Source organism: Comamonas sp. MYb21, assembly GCF_037479395.1.
Classification (GTDB): domain Bacteria; phylum Pseudomonadota; class Gammaproteobacteria; order Burkholderiales; family Burkholderiaceae_C; genus Comamonas.
In genome coordinates this window covers 273,048-294,631 of sequence record NZ_JBBGZC010000004.1, presented here as the reverse complement: position 1 = coordinate 294,631, position 21,584 = coordinate 273,048, and the positions used below count along the sequence as shown (strand labels likewise).

Annotated in this window: 14 protein-coding genes; 7 read left to right on the top strand and 7 right to left on the bottom strand. The window is 62.2% G+C overall.

Annotation, left to right across the window (positions count from 1 at the left end; translation table 11 throughout):
- Nucleotides 1-301: 301 nt before the first annotated feature.
- The gene (locus WH367_RS08010) at nt 302-2,842 is read right to left on the bottom strand and encodes an EAL domain-containing protein (RefSeq protein ID WP_339535344.1); all 2,541 of its coding nucleotides are present in this window, start codon (nt 2,840-2,842) and stop codon (nt 302-304) included.
- Nucleotides 2,843-3,228: 386 nt separating this feature from the next.
- Between WH367_RS08010 and WH367_RS08005 the strand changes: the two genes are divergently transcribed.
- The 3 genes from WH367_RS08005 to bioB all read left to right on the top strand — a co-directional run bounded on the left by WH367_RS08005 (nt 3,229) and on the right by bioB (nt 5,633).
- Nucleotides 3,229-3,696: a VOC family protein gene (locus WH367_RS08005; RefSeq protein ID WP_027011159.1), complete on the top strand. Its 468-nt coding sequence runs from the start codon at nt 3,229-3,231 to the stop codon at nt 3,694-3,696.
- A gap of 13 nt (nt 3,697-3,709) precedes the next feature.
- A complete protein-coding gene (locus tag WH367_RS08000; protein ID WP_339535342.1) occupies nt 3,710-4,129 on the top strand; it encodes a glyoxalase superfamily protein in 420 nt (139 codons plus the stop codon).
- 478 nt (nt 4,130-4,607) lie between these two features.
- Complete coding sequence (bioB, locus tag WH367_RS07995) at nt 4,608-5,633, top strand: biotin synthase BioB (RefSeq protein ID WP_339535340.1); 1,026 nt, start codon at nt 4,608-4,610, stop codon at nt 5,631-5,633.
- A gap of 85 nt (nt 5,634-5,718) precedes the next feature.
- On the opposite strand, the gene WH367_RS07990 is transcribed toward bioB, so the two are convergent.
- Nucleotides 5,719-6,774, bottom strand: a complete 1,056-nt coding sequence (locus WH367_RS07990) for a quinone-dependent dihydroorotate dehydrogenase (RefSeq protein WP_339535338.1) — start codon at nt 6,772-6,774, stop codon at nt 5,719-5,721.
- Nucleotides 6,775-6,828: 54 nt separating this feature from the next.
- Between WH367_RS07990 and rpiA the strand changes: the two genes are divergently transcribed.
- Complete coding sequence (gene rpiA / locus WH367_RS07985) at nt 6,829-7,500, top strand: ribose-5-phosphate isomerase RpiA (protein WP_339535336.1); 672 nt, start codon at nt 6,829-6,831, stop codon at nt 7,498-7,500.
- 85 nt (nt 7,501-7,585) lie between these two features.
- Here the strand turns inward: rpiA and WH367_RS07980 are convergent, their stop codons facing one another.
- From WH367_RS07980 to WH367_RS07960, 5 genes are all read right to left on the bottom strand, one after another.
- Complete coding sequence (locus WH367_RS07980) at nt 7,586-8,245, bottom strand: glutaredoxin domain-containing protein (RefSeq protein ID WP_339535334.1); 660 nt, start codon at nt 8,243-8,245, stop codon at nt 7,586-7,588.
- 125 nt (nt 8,246-8,370) lie between these two features.
- Nucleotides 8,371-10,428, bottom strand: coding sequence for a M3 family metallopeptidase (locus tag WH367_RS07975; RefSeq protein WP_339535332.1), 2,058 nt, complete (start codon nt 10,426-10,428; stop codon nt 8,371-8,373).
- 200 nt (nt 10,429-10,628) lie between these two features.
- Nucleotides 10,629-11,477 carry a bifunctional methylenetetrahydrofolate dehydrogenase/methenyltetrahydrofolate cyclohydrolase FolD gene (gene folD, locus WH367_RS07970; RefSeq protein ID WP_339535330.1) on the bottom strand — a complete coding sequence of 283 codons (849 nt, stop codon included), beginning with the start codon at nt 11,475-11,477 and terminating at the stop codon, nt 10,629-10,631.
- Nucleotides 11,478-11,639: 162 nt separating this feature from the next.
- Complete coding sequence (locus WH367_RS07965) at nt 11,640-12,272, bottom strand: response regulator transcription factor (protein ID WP_021028067.1); 633 nt, start codon at nt 12,270-12,272, stop codon at nt 11,640-11,642.
- Nucleotides 12,273-12,308: 36 nt separating this feature from the next.
- Nucleotides 12,309-14,828, bottom strand: coding sequence for a PAS domain S-box protein (locus WH367_RS07960; RefSeq protein WP_052330143.1), 2,520 nt, complete (start codon nt 14,826-14,828; stop codon nt 12,309-12,311).
- A gap of 216 nt (nt 14,829-15,044) precedes the next feature.
- Between WH367_RS07960 and aceE the strand changes: the two genes are divergently transcribed.
- The 3 genes from aceE to lpdA are packed head-to-tail and all read left to right on the top strand — an operon-like array spanning nt 15,045 to nt 21,323.
- Nucleotides 15,045-17,750, top strand: a complete 2,706-nt coding sequence (gene aceE / locus WH367_RS07955; protein ID WP_339535328.1) for a pyruvate dehydrogenase (acetyl-transferring), homodimeric type — start codon at nt 15,045-15,047, stop codon at nt 17,748-17,750.
- Between the two features lie 21 nt (nt 17,751-17,771).
- Nucleotides 17,772-19,451 carry a dihydrolipoyllysine-residue acetyltransferase gene (gene aceF, locus WH367_RS07950; RefSeq protein WP_339535326.1) on the top strand — a complete coding sequence of 560 codons (1,680 nt, stop codon included), beginning with the start codon at nt 17,772-17,774 and terminating at the stop codon, nt 19,449-19,451.
- Nucleotides 19,452-19,466: 15 nt separating this feature from the next.
- On the top strand, nt 19,467-21,323 hold the full coding sequence (gene lpdA, locus WH367_RS07945; protein WP_339535324.1) for a dihydrolipoyl dehydrogenase: 1,857 nt from the start codon (nt 19,467-19,469) through the stop codon (nt 21,321-21,323).
- Nucleotides 21,324-21,584: the final 261 nt, after the last annotated feature.

Below are 21,584 nucleotides of genomic sequence, written 5' to 3'. Positions count from 1 at the left end.
CACGATTAAAAGTAAGAAATTAATTAATTATATTAATGTACATCATAAGTTGCGGCAAAACGCATACTGGTCCATCGAATCAAGATTGTTCGCAATCCGGCGCAGGCTTCCCCCGCGCAAGGGGGAAACAGGCCGTCGCCTGTCCCTCAAAAGGCGGTGCCCAAGCGCTGGCCTGTGCAGCACAGCGCTCGCTGCAAAATGCGCATTTCGTGACTGCCTGCAACACGTCATTGCAGTCCGCCACTGACCAGGTGCTGCCGTGTCAGCAACGGTGGGCGGAATGCAGCCAGGGCTGCCTCGGCTAGTGCTCGCGGTCCGTGGGCAGTGCCTCGGTAGTGTCGGAGAAGGGCTGGGGCCGTCCTACTGCATAGCCCTGCGCGTAGTCGATGCCCATGCCGCGCAGGGTGTCGACAATCTCGGGCGAGGATGCGAACTCGGCAATGGTCTTCATGCCCAGCGCATGGCCCAGGTGGTTGATGGCGTCCACCATCGCGCGGTGTGCAGGCTCATTGAGCATGTCGGCGACGATGGCGCCATCGATCTTGAGAAAGTCCACGGGCAGGTTCTTGAGCGAACCAAAGGACGAGACGCCAGCGCCAAAGTCATCCATCGAGAAGCGGCACCCAATGGCCTTCAAGGCCTTGACCAAGCGGATGGCGTTGGGCAGATGCGTGATGGCAGCAGTCTCGGTGATCTCAAAGCACAGCGTGCGCGGGTCCACGCCATAAAGGGCAATCTGCTCTTGCAAAAAGTCCAGCAGGCGCTCATCACCCAGCGAGGTGCCTGAGAGGTTGATTGCGCAGCAGGAGATCGCTGGGCGGTGCGCGGCTTTTTGCAGGCGGGCCAGGGTCTGCAGGGTTTGCTTGACCACCCAGCGGTCCACCATCGGCATCAGCCCATAGCGCTCGGCTGCTGGAATGAACAGCACGGGACTGATGATGTTGCCGTCGGGCAGGCGCATGCGTATTTGCACCTCGATGTGCAGGCCGCCCCCTGCGATATCGTCTGCGGAGGTGCTCAGCGCTTCAATGGTTTGTGCATACAGGCAGAAATGCCCACCTTCCAGCGCTGCCTTGATGCGTTCGACCCATTCCATCTCTCCGACATAGCGGGCAATTTCCTGGTCCACACCCGGGTCATAGGCATAGACATTGTTGCGGCCGCGCTGCTTGGCGCCGTAGCTGGCCATGTCAGCTACGCGCAGCACTTCCTCGACCGACGCCAGGGGTGCTGCGAGCTTGACCAGGCCAATGCTGATGCCCGCACTCAGACTGCGCTCACCCCACTGGATGCGCACATTCTGCGCGGCATCGCGGATCTGCTCGGCAATGCGCTTGGCGTCATCAAAGGAGCAGTGCTTGAGCAAAATGGCAAATTCGTCACCACCGACACGGGCCAGCGTGTCCCCGGCGCGCAGGCAGCGCTGCAGCATGGCGCTCATCGCGCGCAGCATGGCGTCACCTGCAATGTGGCCTGCGGTGTCGTTGATGACCTTGAACTGGTCCAGGTCCAGGTACATGATGGCATGGTCGCCCGGCGCTGCCCCAGCCTGTTTGGTCTGCTCCAGGAACACGCCCAGCAGGCGCTCAAACTCATAGCGGTTGACCAGGCCGGTCAGCTGGTCATGGGTGGCCTGCCAGGCCAGCTCGCGGATATAGCTTTGCTCCTGGCTCACATCGTGCAGCACAAAGACTGCTTCGGTCGTGCCAGTGTCGTCCCCGATCGGCGTGAACGCGAGTTTGACCTCGCGCATATGGTGCTGCGCATCACAGAGCCGGAAAATCGTCTCGCGCGGGTGCTCGCGCCCTTGCAGGGCATCGGCGATGGCTGTTTGCACCAGCGCAATGCTGGCGCCCCTGTCGCCGTCTCTTTGGTTCGCCATAACAGCCGGAGGTGCATGCATGTGCTGCACCAGTTCGCTGGTCACCAGTTGCTCCAGGCTCATCCCCAGCAGCTCTTCGGCCGCACGGTTCATGTACATCACATGCCCGGCTGCATCGGTGGTGATGACCGCCTCGCCAATGGCGGCCAGCGTGGTGGAGGCGCGCTCCCTGACGAGATCCAGCGCATCTTCGGCGCGGGCTGTTTTGCGCTGCAGGCGCCAGGTATGGCCCATCAGCAGGCCCAGCATGGCCAGCGCAATGCCGATGTTGATGGACCACAGCCATTTGTTCATGGCCCGCGATGTATCGCCCAACACCTTGTTGAAGGCCCGCTCGGCCTCGGACAGCTGTATCTGCAGTGCATTGATCTGGGCCAGCCAGCTTTGCTTTTGCTCTGGGGTAGGGGGAGCTAACTGCATGCTGGCATAGATATCGCCCGCCAGATTCTGCAGCTCCTGCAAAGGCTCATCGGCGTCTTGCCAGCGGCCCAGCAACTGGCCGATGGATGCGGTGTGCTTGAAATACACCGTCAGCCAGATCAGGGCATTGATCTCTTCGGGCTCATTGTGGCCTTGCAGCAGCAGCAGGGCCGCCTGGGGCCTGGCCGCATAGCCACGATCTTCGAGCATCAGGCGCGCCTGCATGTCGCTCATGGGGATATGCAGGCCTTGGTGGAACTGCTCATAGGCGGCAGGGTCACCGCTCACCGCATAGCGTGCCAAGGCATAGGTAGCATCTTTCTGGCCCTTGCTCCACTGGCTCTCGCCAGAGCTGAATGCCCGCATCGCCCCCAGAATATGCAGGCTGGAAATGGCCAGCACGGTCTGCACGATCGCCAACGCCACAAAGGGCCAGATGCTCAGCAGCAAGCTGCGCTTGCCCTTGGGCAGGGCATAGCCTCGCACAGGCTTGGCGTCGCTATGCACCGTTGTCGGCATCGGCGGAGTCAGACGCGGCATGGCTGCCCCGCTAGGGATCCGAGATAGGCCAACCCCGCTTCCGGCTGGAGACGCGATCTGGAGGGCGGGCAGGGCAGGTCAGCAAACATGGTGGGCGCGGTGCGAGGACGGTGAGACAAAGACGGTCCCAAAAAAATCATTCAAGCATAGTAATATGCTATTTGATGATTGAGTCCTTTAAACTGTAGTTATTTGGGGTAAATACGGGGAATTTTTCACGGGTGGGGGAGACGGCAATATGTAAGCAATGTTGACCATTTCGCAGAGATGCGCAAGCACCATCATGGCATTCTTTGCGTCGCACGCTCTACCGCGATGGCGGCCAAGCCTTGGCACAATGGCTGCTGCGGCACAAGCCTCACCATCTATACAAGGAGCCACACAGCATGTCAGCACAGCGTCCGTTCAAGGTTTTGGGAATCCAGCAAGTAGCGATAGGCGGTACCGATAAGGAGCGCATGAAAAAACTCTGGGTCGACATGCTGGGCCTGGCACAAACGGGCAGCTTTCGCAGCGAGCGCGAGAATGTCGATGAGGATATCCTGGCGATGGGCCAAGGGGCCTTCGCCGTCGAAGTAGACATCATGCAGCCGCTGGACATCGACAAAAAGCCTGCCGTACACGCCACGCCCCTCAACCACATTGGTCTGTGGATCGACGACCTGCCCCAGGCCGTGGCATGGCTCACCGCCCAGGGCGTGCGTTTTGCGCCAGGCGGCATTCGTCCCGGCGCTGCAGGCCATGACATCTGCTTTTTGCATCCCAAGAGCAATGACGAGTTCCCCATCGCCGGCGAGGGCGTGCTGATCGAGCTGGTGCAGGCACCCGCCGATGTGATTGCGGCGCTGGGTTGAGGCGGTCTTCAGCATGGCGGATACCCCCACTTTTCAAGCCTGTGTCATCCCGGTGCTGCGCAGCTTCGACGCCCAGCGGGCTGCAGAGTTCTACCAGGAGTTTCTGGGCTTTGCACAGGACTGGACCCACCGCTTTGGTGACGACTTTCCGCTCTACCAGCAGCTGAGCCTGCGCAGCGCTGCGGGCCTGGCCTGCTTGCTGCATCTGAGCGAACACCATGGTGATGCCTGCCCCGGCAGTACGGTGCGCATTGCCTGGCCGCAGCTGCAGGCCTTCCAGCAAAGCTTGCTGGCCAAAAACTACCGCCATGCCAAGCCCGGGCTGGAGCGCATGCCCTGGGGCATGCTGGAGATGCGCATTGCCGATCCCTTTGGCAACCACCTGGTGTTCTTTGAAGAGCTGCCAGCGGCACCAGAAGGTGCGGCTGCCTGAGACACTGCGCTGAGCCCCACAACCGCCGCACGCCGTTGCGGCTTTTTTATGCACGATTTTTGCAAAGACCCTTAAAGGCACTGGGACTAAAACACGGCGCCTGTGTCAATAAACTCCCAAATTCTGCCAGTGGTATTTGGCGAGCGGGGCCAAAGCTGGACGGCCATGGCCCAGATGGGCATCTGCCCGCGTTCCTGGCACCTTATCTGCAGCTATCTGCATGCCTTGTTACCGCGGCGGAGCCTTCCAGTCAATGCATAAAGCAGGTGGTTGGCTGCATATTGGCAGACATTGCAGCAATCTGTCTTCTTCATGCCTGCAATGCACCTGCAACAGCGCCTTAAATTGACGGCGTAGCAAAACTGCCAGGCAGGGCCGGAAGAGCCGGTGACGCAAGGGGCCGATGCGGCCTGGTAATGGACACAATAACTGCCATACCCAGGCATACCGCAACGGGTAGCGATTGAGGAGATTTCCCATGTCCAGCCCCCATACCCCGGATGCCGCCCTGTCAGCGGTGCATTGGCATCCCAGAGCTGCCGCAACCCAGCCGGCAGCCAAAGAGCCCTGGCCGGTGGCTCAAGTGCAAGCCCTGTTGGAGATGCCCTTTATGGCCTTGATGTTCCACGCGCAAACGGTCCACCATGCGCACTGGCCAGCCGGTGATATCGAGCTGGCCACCTTGCTTTCCGTCAAAACAGGGGGATGCCCGGAAAACTGCGGTTATTGTCCGCAGTCAGCGGCCTATGACACGGGGGTCAAGGCCGACAAGCTGATGGATGTGGCGGAGGTGGTGCGCGCGGCGCAAGCGGCCAAGGCGGCGGGTGCCAGCCGCTTTTGCATGGGTGCAGCCTGGCGTGCACCCAAGGACAGGGATATCGCCCAGGTCAGCGCGATGATCGCGGCGGTGAAGGCGCTGGGCCTGGAGAGCTGCGCAACCTTGGGCATGTTGGCACCCCACCAGGCGCAGGCGCTGCGCGATGCTGGGCTGGATTACTACAACCACAACCTGGATACCGGGCCGGACTACTACCGCGATGTGGTCAGCACGCGGCAGTACCAGGAGCGGCTTGATACGCTGGCCCATGTCCGCGCTGCAGGCATCAGCGTATGCTGCGGCGGTATTGTCGGCATGGGCGAGACGCCGGTGGACCGTGCCGCGCTGCTGGCCCAGCTGGCCAATATGCAGCCTTACCCGGAGTCCGTGCCCATCAACAGCCTGGTGCGCGTGCCCGGCACGCCGCTGGCCGATAGCGAACCGGTGGACCCGCTGGATTTTGTGCGCGTGGTTGCAGTTGCGCGCATTGTGATGCCACGGGCCCGCATCCGCCTGTCCGCCGGCCGCCAGCAACTGGGCGAGGCGATGCAGACGCTGTGCTTTATGGCGGGCGCCAATTCGATTTTCTATGGTGACAAGCTGCTGGTCACCGGCAACCCGGAGGCAGATAGCGACGCCAAGCTGCTGGCCAAGCTGGGCCTGGCGAGCTTGAAAACTGCGGCTTGAGCGAGACGCTCGGACGCATCGGCGCAGCAGGTGAGCACAAAAAAGGCCAGCGCATGCTGGCCTGGTGCGGGTTGCGATGACGGGATCAGCGCCGGCCGCCTTGCGCTTTCAGCGCCTGCGCAATCTCGGTGACGAGGCCGGGGCCCCGGTAGATCAGGCCCGTGTAGATCTGCACCACATCGGCGCCGGCCTTGATCTTCTCGACCGCGTCGGCTCCGCTCAGGATGCCGCCCACACCAATGATCGGGAACTGCGGGCCCAGAGCCGCGCGCAACTGGCGCACCACGGCATTGCTGGCCTCGAACACCGGCCGGCCCGAGAGGCCACCGGTTTCTTCTGCATGCTGCAGGCCTTGCACCGCATCGCGGCTGATGGTGGTATTGGTGGCAATCACGCCATCCATGCCATGGGCTTTGAGGCTGTTGGCAATCACGATGACCTGCTCTTCGCTCAGATCGGGGGCAATCTTCAAGAACACCGGCTTGTGCTTGCCATGCTCGCGTGCCAGCTGCTCGCGGCGCTGCACCAGTGCGCTCAGCAGTGCATCGAGCGCCTCATCGCTTTGCAGTGCGCGCAGGTTCTTGGTATTGGGCGAGCTGATGTTGACCGTGATGTAGTCGGCATGGGGGTAGACCGCATCGAGGCACAGCAGGTAGTCGCTGGTGGCGTTTTCGATCGGCGTGGCCGCGTTCTTGCCAATATTGAGGCCCAGCAGCAAAGGCGATGCCTGCTTGCGAAACTGCGCCTTTTTCACATTGGCCACAAAGGCTGCCAGGCCTTCGTTGTTGAAGCCCAGGCGGTTGATCAGCGCGTCGCGCTCAGGGATGCGGAACATGCGCGGCTTGGGGTTGCCGGGCTGCGCCAGCGGCGTGACCGTGCCCACCTCGACAAAGCCGAAGCCCATGGCGCCCAGGCCATCGATGGCACGGGCGTTCTTGTCCAGGCCCGCTGCCATGCCCACCCGGTTGGGGAACTGCAGCCCCGCCAAGGTGATGGGGTCGCTCACCCGGCTTTGGCGCCAGGCGCAGGCCAGCGGCGTGTTCTGGCCCTTGGCCAGCATGTCCATCGTGAAGTCGTGGGCAGCTTCGGGCTGCATGCCAAACAGAACGGCGCGGGAGAGGGAATAGGGGATCAGGGACATGGGATGGGATAATCAAGGCGTTATCTGTATTTTCGCTGATCTGATCGCACTACCATGACACAAGACGAATTAAAGGCCGAGGTTGGCCGCGCAGCCCTGCAGTATGTGGTTGCCGGAGAAATCGTAGGCGTGGGCACCGGCTCCACCGTGAACAAGTTCATTGATGCACTGGCCACCATCAAGGACCAGATCCCGGGCGCTGTCTCCAGCTCCGTGGCCAGCACCGAGCGCCTGCGCGCGCTGGGCATCCAGGTGCTGGATGCCAACGAGGTCGAGCGCCTCGCGGTCTATATCGATGGCGCCGATGAAATCGACCACCAGGGTTTCATGGTCAAGGGCGGCGGCGCGGCCTTGACGCGCGAGAAGATCGTGGCGGCGCTCGCCGACCGCTTTATCTGCATTGCGGACGCCTCCAAGCAGGTGCAGACCTTGGGCGCTTTCCCGCTGCCGGTGGAAGTCATCCCCATGGCTGCGGCCCAGATCGCCCGCCGCTTTGCTGCCAAGGGCGGCCATGCGACCATCCGCCTCAAGGATGGCCAGCCCCTGGTCACCGACAACGGCCAGCACATCCTCGATGTCACCGGTCTGGCGATTGCCGACCCTGCCGCCTTTGAGTCGGAAGTGAACCAGTGGCCAGGCGTCATCACCGTCGGCGTATTTGCGCACCAGAAAGCTGCTGTCTGCCTGCTGGGCACCGAGCAAGGCGTGGAAACGCTGGAGTTCTAAAACCGCCAAGCCCCCCACGCCTTAAAGCAATGGCCCGATCCAGCGAATGCCGGGTCGGGCCATTTTTTGTAAGGATGGCGTTTGCTTAGAACACAATCCCGGTCGGGTTGCTGGGCGTGACGCGATCGGGCTCGACGCTCTGGTTACCGGGCGCTGGCTCGGCACTGCCGTCTGCCGGTTGCGCGGCAGCAGGAGCGGCCGGGGCAATCACCTTGGGAATCAAAGGCTGCGCGGGGGCTGGGCGGTAGCTGGAGGGCAGCTTGGACTGGGCTGGGTAGCCGGCTGCGTCCAGATAAGCGCTCCAGTCGTTTTCATTAAAGCCACTCAGATGCTGGCTTCCCAGTGTGGCGAAGGGAATGGTGCCATCGGGGTTGAGCTTGCGCAGCGCCTGGATTTCGGCATTGGAGGTCACCGTCTTTTCTGCAAAAGGCACGCCCCGGGTCTGCAGGTAGCGGCGGGCCACATCACAGGCACCGCAGTCCTTGCTGGTGTAGAAGGTCAGCGGGTACTTGGTGGCCGCTTGTTTGACTTCCAGCGGCAGGTCATTGATCCGGGTACCCGCAGGCTCGGTGACAGCACCCGTCGATACCGATTGGCTCGGTGTGTCGGACGTGGGCGCGCGGTCCGAGAACGTGACCCGGCCATCGGGGCCCACAATGCGGTACACCGTTTGTGCGCTTGCCCAGCCTGCAGCGCAAGCGATTGCGGTGCCGACGAGCATGCTGCCCAAAGCCTTTGTCTTCATGCCTATCCCTCTCTATAGCTGTTGTAGCGCCATTATGCCTGCGCAGTACCCCAACAGGCTGTGGGCTGCGGTCTGCCGGGCACTGCAGGAGTGACTGGCAGGGGGCGGCCGGCAGACGGACCCGCTCAGGCCGTCAGCGGCTCGGCCATGCCCTGGTGGCGCAGCAGCGCATCGAGCTGGGGCTCTCGGCCCCGGAAGGCCTTGAACGATTCCATCGCTGGGCGGCTGCCACCGGCTTCCAAAATCGCATGCAGGTAGCGCTGGCCCACCTCGCGGTCCACCACATCGCTGCTGCCGCGCTTTTGCGCTGCTTCTTCAAAGCTGGCAAAGGCGTCGGCCGACAGCACCTCCGCCCATTTGTAGCTGTAGTAACCGGCTGCATAGCCACCCGCAAAGATGTGGGTGAAGGTGTTGGGCATGCGGTTGAAGTCTGGCTGGTCGAGCACGGCCACCTGGCGGCGCACATCGCGCATCACGCCATAGATGGCGTCTGCATCGATGCCATTGCCCGACAGCTCGGTGTGGATGCGCATGTCAAACAGCGAGAACTCGATCTGGCGCAAGGTCTGCATGCCCGATTGGAAGTTCTTGGCCGCAATCATCTTGTCGTAGAGCGCGCGGGGCAGAGGCTCGCCGGTGTCGACATGGGCCGTCATATGGCGCAGCACTTCCCATTCCCAGCAGAAGTTCTCCATGAACTGGCTGGGCAGCTCGACCGCATCCCATTCCACACCACCGATGCCGGAGACATCACGCTCGTTGACCTGGGTGAGCATATGGTGCAGGCCGTGGCCGGTTTCGTGGAAGAGGGTGATCACGTCGTCATGGGTCAGCAGCGGTGGCTTGCCATCGACGCCGGCGGCAAAATTGCAGACCAGGTGCGCGATCGGGGTTTGCAGCTCGCCGTTGTCCGGGCGCAGCCAGCGGGTGCGCACATCGTCCATCCAGGCGCCGCCGCGCTTGCCGTTGCGGGCAGGCGGATCGAGGTAGAACTGGCCGACCAGCACGCCGTCGCGCTCGATGCGGTAGAAGGCCACGTCCTGGTTCCAGACCGGAGCGAGGTCGCCCTTGATCTGCACACCAAACAAGGTCTCGACAATGCGGAAGAGCCCAGCCAGCACCTTGGGCGCCGGGAAATACTGCTTGAGCTCCTGCTCGCTGAAGGCGTAGCGCGCCTCTTTGAGGTGCTCGCCAATGTAGCCCCAGTCCCAGGCCTGCGGGTTGTCCAGGCCCAACTCGGTGCGGGCATAGTCGCGCAGGTCTTGCACATCCTTTTGGCCATAGGGCTTGGCCTTGCTGGCGAGCTCCTGCAAAAATTCGAGCACCTGGGCGGAGGACTGGGCCATCTTGGGCGCCACCGACAACTCGCCAAAGCTGGGGTAGCCCAGCAGATGCGCTTCTTGCTCGCGCATCTTCAAAATCTCGACCATCAAGGGCGTGTTGTCGAGCTTGGTATCGCCAAACTCGCTGGCCCGCGTGGTGTAGGCGCGGTAGAGCTTCTCGCGCAAGGAGCTGCTCTTGGCAAACTGCATCACCGGCAGGTAGCTGGGGATCTTCAAGGTCAGCTTGTAGCCGGGCTTGCCTTCGGCCTCGGCCGCAGCGCGGGCGGCCTGGATGACGTCCTGCGGCACGCCAGCCAACTCATCGAGCTCTGCGTAGTAGGCAAACTGGTCGGTGGCATCCATCGCGTTTTCGCTGTACTTCTGGCAGGCGATGGCGCTTTTTTCTTGCAGCTGCGCATAGGTCTCCCGCGCCTGGCCTTGCAGCTCGGCGCCGCCGAGCACAAAGTTGCGCATCGCGTTGTCCCAGGCCTGCTTTTGTTCGCTGTTCAGGCTGGCCGGGTCAATGGCCTTGTATTTGGCATACAGCGCCTCGTCGGCGCCCAGCTGCGTCCAGAAGGCGGTGACCTTGGGCATCTCGGCGTTGTAGGCGGCGCGCAGCGCAGGCGTGTCGGCCACCGAGTTGAGGTGGCCGACCATGCCCCAGGCCCGGCCGAGCTTTTCAGTGCTGACATCGAGCACCTTGGCGATTTCGTTCCATTGCGCCGGGAACTCGGGCGCCGTGACCGTCTTGAGGGCCGCTTCACTGTCGGCCAGAAGCTGGTCGATGGCGGGGGCGATATGTTCAGGTTGGACCTGGTCAAAGCGGGGCAGGCCGCTGAAGTCGAGCAATGGATTGGTCATGGTGCTGTATATGGGGCCTGGCGCCCTGCAATCAATGCCATGTTGGCACTTGGAACGTAATCACGATCCGGAGATCATTGCCTGTCATTTAAGCACAAAAAAAAGCTGCTGGCACCGGCAAGGCGGATGCCAACAGCTATCGTTTTCATAGTTTTACCGCAGCGATAAATCGCCTCGGAATTGAGGCGATTTTGCGGAGATCAGGCGCGCTCGGCCGACTCCAGCGTATTGACCATCAGCATGGTGATGGTCATCGGGCCCACGCCGCCGGGCACGGGGGTGATGTAGCCGGCGACTTCCTTGACGCCCTCAAAATCCACATCGCCGCAGAGCTTGCCTTCGGCATTGCGGTTCATCCCCACATCGATCACCACGGCGCCGGGCTTGACCATGTCGGCGGTCAGCACATTGAGCTTGCCCACCGCTGCCACAATGATGTCGGCCTGGCGCGTCATCGCAGCCAGGTCGGCCGTGCCGCTGTGGGTGATGGTGACGGTGGCGTTGGCCGCCAGCAGCATCATCGCCATGGGCTTGCCCACGATGTTCGAGCGGCCGATCACCACCGCGTGCTTTCCGCGCAGGTCCTTCATGCCGATCGATTCGAGCATCTTCATGCAGCCGTAGGGCGTGCAGGCCTTGAAGCCGACTTCGCCCACCATCAGCGCGCCGGCGCTGGCCACATGGAAGCCGTCCACGTCCTTCGTGGGCGAGATGGCTTCGATGACCTTGTGGTCGTCGATGTGCTTGGGCAGCGGCAGCTGCACCAGGATGCCGTGGATGCTCGGGTCGTTGTTGAGCGCCTCGACCCGGGCCAGCAACTCGGCCTCGGTCATGCTTGCGTCGTACTTCTCCAGCACCGAATGGAAGCCGCACTCTTCGCAGGACTTGACCTTGTTGCGCACATAGACCTGGCTGGCCTGGTTGTCACCGACCAGGATCACGGCCAGACCCGGAACGATGCCCTTGGCCTTGAGCTGGTCGGCTCGCGCCTTGACATCGGCACGCAGTTGCTGGGAGAGGGCCTTGCCATCGATCAATTGAGCAGTCATGTGGTCATCCAAAAAGGGTTGCGCGTGGTCCAGCAGCCGGGCGAGCCCCCAGCATGGCGCGCGGAATTGAAAAATGCGCCGTACCGAAGCCGGTACCGGCGCATTGCGCTTGGAGAAGCGTTGTTGGAACGTTGTCCCTAGGGCGCGAAGGCCGCTAATTTATCACGTTGCCTTGGCCGCTGCATTCGAGCCCAGCGCAATCTTGAGCAGATCAGCGACGGTATTGGCGCCCAGCTTTTCCATGATGTTGGCGCGGTGCGCCTCGACGGTCTTGATGCTGATGCCCAGGTCATCAGCGATCTGCTTGTTCAGGCGGCCGGCCACAATGCGCTCGAGCACCTGCGACTCGCGTCCGGTGAGCTTGGCCAGCAGTGCATCGCGGCTGGCCGCTTGCTGGTGGCCAGCGAAGGCATCGCGCGCCTGGTCGAGCATGCGCTCGACCAAGGCATCGAGCTGGGCTTCGTCAAAAGGCTTCTGGATGAAATCCATGGCGCCTTTTTTCATCGTGTCCACGGCCATCGGCACGTCGCCGTGGCCGGTGATGAAGACGATGGGCAGCGGCGACTTGTTCTCGATCAGGCGGTCCTGCAGTTCCAGACCACTCATGCCACCCATGCGGATATCGACAATCAGGCAGGCGACCTCGCGGGCATCGTAGCGTGCCAAGAAGGATTCGGCCGAATCAAAGCAGCGCACCCGGTAATCCTTGCCCTCCAGCAACCATTGAAGCGAGTCACGCACCGCCTCATCGTCATCGACTACGTAGACCGTGCCCTTTTTGGGGATCAAGCTCATGCACAATTCCTTCTATCAGTATGGGTATAGCGCTGGCTATTCAGCCGACTCCGCGGGGCTGGCCACCGGAATCCAAAAGCTGAAATTACAACCTGTCACCTCCGGACCATTGTAGAGGTTCTCGGCCTGCATCCGGCCATGGTGAGATTCGACAATGCTGCGGCAGAGATTGAGACCGATTCCCATGCCTTCGCTCTTGGTAGAGAAGAAGGCCTGGAACAGGCGCTCCAGTGCTTCAGGTGACAGGCCGCGCCCCGTATCTTGAACGGAAAACTCTATCACATCCGTGGCGTCGATCTTGCGAGGCACGACGCGCAGTTCCACCATGCGCTGGTGGGCCGGGCGCTCGGCGTTGGCAATGGATTCGGCGCCGTTCTTCATCAGGTTGATGAGCACCTGCTCGATCAAGATGCTGTCGACCTTGACCTTGGGCAGGCGTGCGGCAACGTGGTGCGAAAGCCGCACATTGTGGCGCTTGAGCTCGATCGAGCCCAGCTCCACCGCTTCGCTGACGATGTCGCTGACATCGGCCAGTGCCCGGTTGGGCTCGCTGCGTTTGACAAAGGAGCGGATGCGGTGGATCACCTGGCCGGCGCGTTGCGCCTGGTGCGCGGTTTTCTCCAGGGCCCCGAGCAGCGCTTCTTCGCTCAGGCTCCCGTTCTTGACGCGGGTGATCATGCCCGAGCAGTAGTTGCTGATCGCTGAGAGCGGCTGGTTTAGCTCGTGCGCCACGCTGGACGCCATCTCGCCCATGGTCACCAGGCGGCTCACGGTGGCGGCCTTCTCCGCCTGGCGGGCCGATTGCTCCTCAGCCTGGCGGCGTGGCGTGATGTCAGTGGCAATCACCATCTGTGCCAGGCGCCCGTCCACCCAGTTGAGGTAGCGCGAGCGCACTTCCAACCATTTGCCCAGCTCGGCGATATAGATCTCGGCATTGCCGCTGACGGCAGTGGTGATCTCGTCACTGGGCAGGCCCATCAGCCCGTCTTCGTCGTCCATGCTGGTGCTGGCATTGCTGTTGCTGGGCAGCACACCGGCCTGGGCCACCAGTTGCAGATGGCCCACCGTTTGCGAGCCAAACCATTGGCGGTAGAGCTTGTTGGCAAACAGCAGCTCGGCACTGCCCAGCGGCGCGACCGACACCGAGGCGTCCAGCGCCTCGAGCACGATGGTGAAGCGCTCATAGGACGCCGAGAGTTGCTCGCGGATGCGGTTGGGCTCGGTGATGTCGGTCATCGAGGTCATCCAGCCGGTCTGGCGGCCGTGGCCGTCGATCAGCGGCGAGACATAGAGCCGCGCCTCGAACATCGTGCCGTTCTTGCGCTTGACCCGCATCTGGAAACCACCGGGAAACACCTTGCCGCTCATCTCGTCGATCAGCATGTCGTGGTAGGTGCTCTGGTCGCCCTCGGGCCAATAAGGGTAGGGCGGGAGCTTGCCCACCAGCTCTTCTTCGCTCCAGCCGGTCATCTGGCAAAAGGCGGCGTTCACATAGGAGATACGGCCTTGCAGATCGAGCGCACGCATGCCCGTGAGCACACTGTTTTCCATCGCCCGGCGGAAATTGGTCTCGCCCTGCAGCGCTTCTTGCGCGCGTATGCGCTTGCGGGTGTGGCGCCAGGTCGCCACCAGCAGCCAGGCGGTCATAAAGCTCAGCACACAGACCAGCCAGAACAGGCCGTTGCTGACCAGGCCGAGCGAGGTGTGGTAGCCCTGGGCACGCAGCTTCAGACTGTTGCCTACGGGCGCGACCGGCATCTCGAATTCATTGGGCGCTGCGCGCCAGGGCAGCAGCCGCTGGGCCGCGACACGCGGGGTCAGCGGTGTGCCGGCCAGCGTCGTGCCCTTGCCGTCCTGCAAGGTCACCGCATAGCGGGCCAGGATCTCGGTGGGTGTGCCGTAGCGCAGCAGGTTGTCGATCGAGAACTCGGCCAGCAGCACGCCGCCAAAGCGGCCCTTCTGGCTGATGGGCACCTCCAGCAGCAGCATGGGCGCCGTCTCGCTGGTGGCCAAAGGCTGCGAGAAGACCGGTTGCTGCAGGTCGCGCGCCATCTCAAAGAGCTCGAGCAGCTCCTTTTTCTGGATCACTTCGTCCAGGGTGAGCAGGTTCTCGGCCGCGACGCTCGGGCCAAACTGGGTGGCACGCACCTGGCGGCCGGTATCAATCCAGGTCAGCGCCTGCAGCTCGGCGTACTGGCTGATCAAGGTGTCGGCCCGGTCATTGAAGCCGTTCTTGTCGACGTCCTGGTTGCCCACGTCGCGGGCCAGGCGCATCAGCTGCTCCTGGCGCTCCGATAGGCGCAGCCGGATGCGCTGCTGGGCATATTCCACATCGCGGCGCATGGCCTCGCGTTCACGCTCAAGCTCTTCGCTGCGCAGGTACCAAAAAGCGGCCACGATGGCGATGAAAAACATCACCACGGCCACCAACGGCGCAATGGCCGCATAGCGGTCTTGTCTCGAAGGTGACAGTCCGCGCCACCAAGTCTGCCACATCTGCACCAAACGGGGTCGGCTGTTCGGGGGCGGGGTGGCGGGGCGCTCGGTCGAATTCATGGTGGCTGAGTGTAGACCAGGGCGGGGCGGCCATACCCTGATGCTGGACAAATCGCTGATCTTGTCCCCGATGTGTCCTTCTGTAGCGCCCATGCATTGTGCGTTTGCAGCAATTTCCCATAATATGAAAATGAAGACCGCTATTTGAAATCTTCAAAAAATGTGAGAAACTCTGGCACAGTCATTCATAGCAGATCACTTGAAGGAGACGCGAGCATGTCCGAACCATCCGAACAAAAAGCCGTCAACGGCCCCACCCGCACCGACGACCAAGAAACCCGAGAATGGATGGACGCGCTGTCCGCTGTGATCGACCGTGAAGGCGCAGATTACGCCCACTCGCTGATCGAGCAATTGCTCGAGCACGCGCGCCAGAACAGCGTTGATCTGCCTTTCTCCGCCAAGACCGGTTACGTCAACACCATCGAGACCGAGCAGGAAGCGCGCAGCCCCGGCAACCTCGAGATCGAACAACGCCTGCGCGCCTACATGCGCTGGAACGCCATGGCCATGGTGGTCAAGGCCAACCGCATTCACCCGCCAGAAGGTGGCGACCTGGGTGGCCACATCGGCTCCTTCGCGTCGCTGGCCAGCATGTTTGGTGCCGGCTTCAACCATTTCTGGCATGCCGAGAGCGACAACCACGGCGGTGACTGCCTCTACATCCAAGGCCACGTATCGCCCGGCATCTATGCCCGCGCCTACCTCGAAGGCCGTATCAGCGAAGAGCAACTGCTCAACTTCCGCCAGGAAGTGGATGGCAAGGGTCTGTCGAGCTACCCCCACCCCAAGCTGATGCCCGATTTCTGGCAGTTCCCCACCGTGTCCATGGGCCTGGGCCCCATCATGGCGATCTACCAGGCGCGCTTTTTGAAGTACCTGCACGCCCGCGGCATTGCCAACACCGAAAACCGCAAGGTCTGGGTGTTCTGCGGCGACGGCGAAATGGACGAAGTCGAATCCTTGGGCGCGATCGGCCTGGCCGCGCGTGAAAACCTCGACAACCTGATCTTCGTGATCAACTGCAACCTGCAGCGCCTGGACGGCCCGGTGCGCGGCAACGGCAAGATCATCCAGGAACTCGAAGGCGAGTTCCGTGGTTCCGGCTGGAACGTGATCAAGCTGATCTGGGGCAAGGGCTGGGATGCCTTGCTGGCCAAGGACCATGACGGCGCGCTGCGCAAGATCATGATGGAATGCAACGACGGCGACTACCAGGCTTTCAAGGCCAACGATGGTGCCTATGTGCGCAAGAACTTCTTCGGCCGCGATCCTCGCACCCTGAAGATGGTCGAGCACATGAGCGACGACGAGATCTGGAACCTGCAGCGCGGTGGCCACGATTCGCAAAAGGTCTATGCCGCTTTCCACGCTGCGCAAAACCACCAGGGTCAGCCCACCGTCTTGCTGGTCAAGACCGTCAAGGGCTTTGGCATGGGCAAGGTCGGTGAGGGCAAGAACAACGTTCACCAGACCAAGAAGCTGGCCGATGAGGACATCAAGGCCTTCCGCGACCGTTTCAATATCCCTATCCCCGACAGCCAGATCGCCGACCTGCCTTTCTACAAGCCAGCCGACGACACCCCGGAGATGAAGTACCTGCACGAGCGCCGCAAGGCCTTGGGTGGCTACCTGCCCAAGCGCCGCGAAAAGGCCGACGAGCAGTTCACCGTGCCTCCGCTGGACACCTTCAAGGCCGTGCTCGAAGCCACGCCAGAAGGCCGTGAGATCTCGACCACGCAGGCCTATGTGCGCTTCTTGACCCAGCTGCTGCGCGACAAGGAAATCGGCCCCCGCGTGGTGCCCATCCTGGTGGACGAGGCCCGTACCTTTGGTATGGAAGGCCTGTTCCGCCAGATCGGTATCTACAACCCGCATGGCCAGCAGTACACCCCGGTCGACAAAGACCAGGTGATGTACTACAAGGAAGACACCAAGGGTCAGATCCTGCAGGAAGGCATCAACGAAGCGGGCGGCATGTCCAGCTGGATTGCAGCGGCAACCAGCTACAGCCATAGCAACCGCATCATGATTCCGTTCTACATCTACTACTCGATGTTCGGATTCCAGCGCATTGGCGATCTGGCCTGGGCCGCAGGCGACCTGCAGGCGCGCGGCTTCTTGCTGGGCGGCACCTCGGGCCGTACCACCTTGAACGGCGAAGGTCTGCAGCACGAAGACGGCCACAGCCACATCCTGGCGGGCACGATCCCCAACTGCATCAGCTACGACCCGACCTTCTCGCACGAAGTGGCGGTGATCATGCACGAAGGCCTGCGCCGCATGGTGCAGAACCAGGAAAACATCTTCTACTACCTGACCCTGCTGAACGAAAACTATGCGATGCCAGGCCTCACGCCCGGCACCGAGGAAAAGATCCTCAAGGGCATGTACCTGTGCAAGGCCGGTGGCGCCGGTGACCTGCGCGTGCAACTGCTGGGCTCGGGCACCATCCTGCGCGAATCCTTCTTTGCGCAAGAGCTGCTGGCTGCCGACTGGGGCGTGACTGCCGACGTCTGGAGCTGCCCATCGTTCAACGAACTGACCCGCGACGGCCAGGACGCAGACCGCTGGAACCTGCTGCACCCGCTGGAAACCGCCAAGGTGCCGTTTGTGACCGCCGAGCTGGGTAACAGCACCGGCCCGGTGATCGCCTCGACCGATTACATGAAGTCCTACGCCGAGCAGATTCGTCCCTTCATCCCTGCTGGCCGCACCTACAAGGTGCTGGGCACGGACGGCTTTGGCCGCTCGGACTTCCGCCGCAAGCTGCGCGAGCACTTCGAGATCGACCGCCACTACATCGTGGTTGCCGCCTTGAAGGCGCTGGCCGAAGACGGCAAGCTGCCCGCGCAAAAGGTCGCCGATGCGATTGCCAAGTACGGCATCAACGCCGACAAGATCAACCCGCTGTACGCCTAAATTGCACCAGGAGACACCACAATGGCATTGATTGACATTCAAGTCCCCGATATTGGCGACTTCGCAGAAGTGGGCGTGATCGAGTTGCTCGTCAAGCCCGGTGACACCGTCGCCAAGGACCAGTCGCTGATCACCGTTGAGTCCGACAAGGCCTCGATGGAGATTCCGTCCAGCCACGCTGGCGTGGTCAAGGAAATCGTCGTCAAGATTGGCGACAAGGTGGCCGAAGGCTCGGTCATCATCAAGCTCGAAGCGGCCGATGCCGCTGCTGCCGCGCCTGCAGCGCCGGCACCAGCCCCCGCCGCTGCGGCACCCGCTCCTGCGGCTGCTCCTACGCCTGCACCCCAGGCTGCTGCAGCTGCAGCGCCTGCGGCCTCGGGCCCGGTCGAAGTGAAGGTCCCCGATATCGGTGACTTCAAGGACGTGGCCGTGATCGAGCTGCTGGTCAAGGTGGGCGATACCGTCACCGAAGAGCAGTCGCTGTTCACCGTCGAGTCCGACAAGGCATCGATGGAAATCCCATCGCCCGCCGCTGGCGTGGTCAAGGAGCTCAAGGTCAAGATTGGCGACACCATCAATGTCGGCGATCTGGTCGCCATTCTGGAAGGCAGCGCCGCTGCTGCACCAGCGTCCGCACCCGCCGCGCAAGCACCCGCTGCTGCTGCGCCAGCCCCAGCCGCCAGCGCACCGGCCCCTACAGCAGCACCTGCCGCCGCTGCGCCAGCTGCAGCCGTTCCGGCCCACAACCCCACCGTGCCGCCTTCGGGCGCCATGCCTTATGCATCGCCATCGGTGCGCAAGTTTGCGCGTGAGCTGGGCGTGCCGCTGGACGAGGTCAAGGGCTCGGGCAACAAGGGCCGTATCACCGCCGATGACGTGCAAGCCTTCACCAAGCAGGTGATGGCAGGCGCCGTGCAGACGAAGGCACAGGCAGCCAAGGCGCCCGCTGGTGGCGGCTCTGGCGCAGGTCTGGATCTGCTGCCATGGCCCAAGGTTGATTTCAGCAAGTTCGGCACTGTCGAGCGCAAGGACCTCTCGCGCATCAAGAAGATCTCGGGCGCCAACCTGCACCGCAACTGGGTGATGATCCCGCACGTCACCAACAATGACGAGGCCGACATCACCGAGCTCGAAGCCTTCCGCGTCTCCACGAACAAGGAAAACGAGAAGAGCGGCGTCAAGGTCACCATGCTGGCCTTTGTGATCAAGGCCCTGGTCTCTGCACTCAAGAAGTTCCCTGAGTTCAACACCAGCCTCGATGGCGACACCCTGGTCTACAAGCAGTACTTCAACATCGGCTTTGCGGCAGACACGCCCAATGGCCTGGTGGTGCCGGTGCTCAAGGATGCCGACAAGAAGGGCATCATCCAGATCAGCGCAGAAATGGGCGAGCTGGCCAAGAAGGCACGCGACGGCAAGCTGGGCGCGGCCGACATGCAAGGCGGCTGCATCTCCATCTCGTCGCTGGGCGGCATTGGTGGCACGCACTTCACGCCTATCGTGAATGCCCCCGAAGTGGCCATCCTGGGCCTGTCCAAATCGGCGATCAAGCCGGTCTGGGACGGCAAACAGTTTGTGCCACGTCTGATGCTGCCACTGAGCCTGTCGTACGACCACCGCGTCATCGATGGCGCCTCGGCCGCTCGCTTCAATGCCTACCTGGGCCAGGTGCTGGCGGACTACCGCCGCATCATCCTGTAATCGGAGACGCACACTATGGCAATCGTAGATATCAAAGTCCCCGACATTGGTGATTTCGCTGAAGTGGGCGTGATCGAGCTGCTGGTGCAGCCTGGCGACACCGTCGCCAAGGACCAGTCGCTGATCACCGTCGAATCGGACAAGGCCTCGATGGAGATCCCGTCGAGCCATGCTGGCGTGGTCAAGGAGCTCAAGATCAAGATCGGTGACAAGGTCGCTGAAGGCTCGGTGATTCTGTCGCTGGAAGCCGCAGAAGGCGCAGCCGCTGCCCCCGCAGCTGCTGCTGCACCTGCAGCCTCGTCGCCCGCTCCGGCCCCTGCAGCAGCGGTGGCTGCTCCGGCAGCGCAAGCTGCAGCGCCGGCACCGGTGGCCAGCAACTACAGCGGCCAGGTCGATGAAGACTGTGACGTGGTCGTGCTGGGCGGCGGCCCAGGCGGCTACTCTGCGGCCTTCCGCGCGGCTGACCTGGGCCTCAAGGTGGTGCTCATCGAGCGCTACAAGACCCTGGGCGGCGTCTGCCTGAACGTGGGTTGCATCCCATCGAAGGCACTGCTGCATGTGGCGGCCGTGATGGACGAGGTCAAGCACCTGGAAGTCGCCGGCGTCAAGTTCGCCGCGCCCGAGGTCAATATCGACCAGCTGCGCGCCCACAAGGAAAAGGTCATCGGCAAGCTGACCGGCGGTCTGGGCCAGATGGCCAAGATGCGCAAGGTCACGATCGTGCGCGGCTATGGCAATTTCGTCAGCGCCAACCACATCGAAGTGCAGGAAACCTCGGGCGACGGCCAGGACCAGACCGGCGCCAAGAAGGTCGTGCAGTTCAAGAAGGCCATCATCGCTGCGGGCTCGCAGGCGGTGCATCTGCCCTTCATGCCCAAGGACGAGCGCGTGGTCGATTCCACCGGCGCACTCGACCTGAAGGCGGTGCCCAAGCGCATGCTGATCCTGGGCGGCGGCATCATCGGCCTGGAAATGGGCACCGTCTACAGCACGCTGGGCGCACGCCTGGATGTGGTCGAGATGATGGATGGCCTGATGCAAGGCGCTGACCGCGATCTGGTCAAGGTCTGGCAAAAGATGAACGCGCCGCGCTTTGACAACATCATGGTCAACACCAAGACCGTGGCTGCCGAAGCGACGCCCGAAGGCATCAAGGTCTCGTTCGAGCCTGCCAAGGACGGCGTGACCGTGCCCGAACCCCAGGTCTACGACCTGGTGCTGCAAGCCGTGGGCCGCACGCCCAATGGCAAGAAGATCGGCGCAGAGGCTGCAGGCGTGTCCGTGACGGACCGTGGCTTTATCAATGTCGATATCCAGATGCGCACCAATGTGCCCAACATCTTCGCGATCGGCGACATCGTGGGCCAGCCCATGCTGGCACACAAGGCCGTGCACGAAGCGCATGTGGCCGCTGAAGTGATCGCTGGTGAGCTGCAAGGCAACAAGGAGCTGGCCGCTGCCGCTTTCAATGCCCGCGTGATCCCATCGGTGGCCTACACCGATCCCGAAGTGGCATGGGTGGGTCTCACCGAAGACCAGGCCAAGGCCCAAGGCATCAAGGTCAAGAAGGGCCTGTTCCCCTGGGCTGCTTCGGGCCGCGCCATTGCCAATGGCCGCGACGAAGGCTTTACCAAGCTGCTGTTCGACGACTCGCCCGAAGCCCATGGCCACGGCAAGATCCTCGGCGGCGGCATGGTCGGCACGCACGCCGGCGACATGATCGGCGAGATCGCACTGGCCATCGAGATGGGTGCAGACACCGTGGACATCGGCAAGACCATCCACCCGCACCCCACCTTGGGCGAGAGCATTGGCATGGCTGCGGAAGTGGCCCATGGCACCTGCACCGATGTGCCGCCAGCGCGCAAGTAAGACCAGCCGGTCTTGATCTACTCTGCAAAAGACAGCCTACGGGCTGTCTTTTTTTATGGGAGCGGCAACCTTGCCTACTTTTGAAGATGCCTGGAAGTTGGCAGTTAAGTTGGCAATAGCTGCAGAAATTTGTTGAAATTTCTTAATAAAAACAGCAAGTTGAAGTTATTTTTAAGTTGACATTTTGAATGCACGACTTAGCCACGCTGGTACCCATTCGGGTCTTTGGTTCCTGCCGATGTTGGGGATATTCGTCAGACG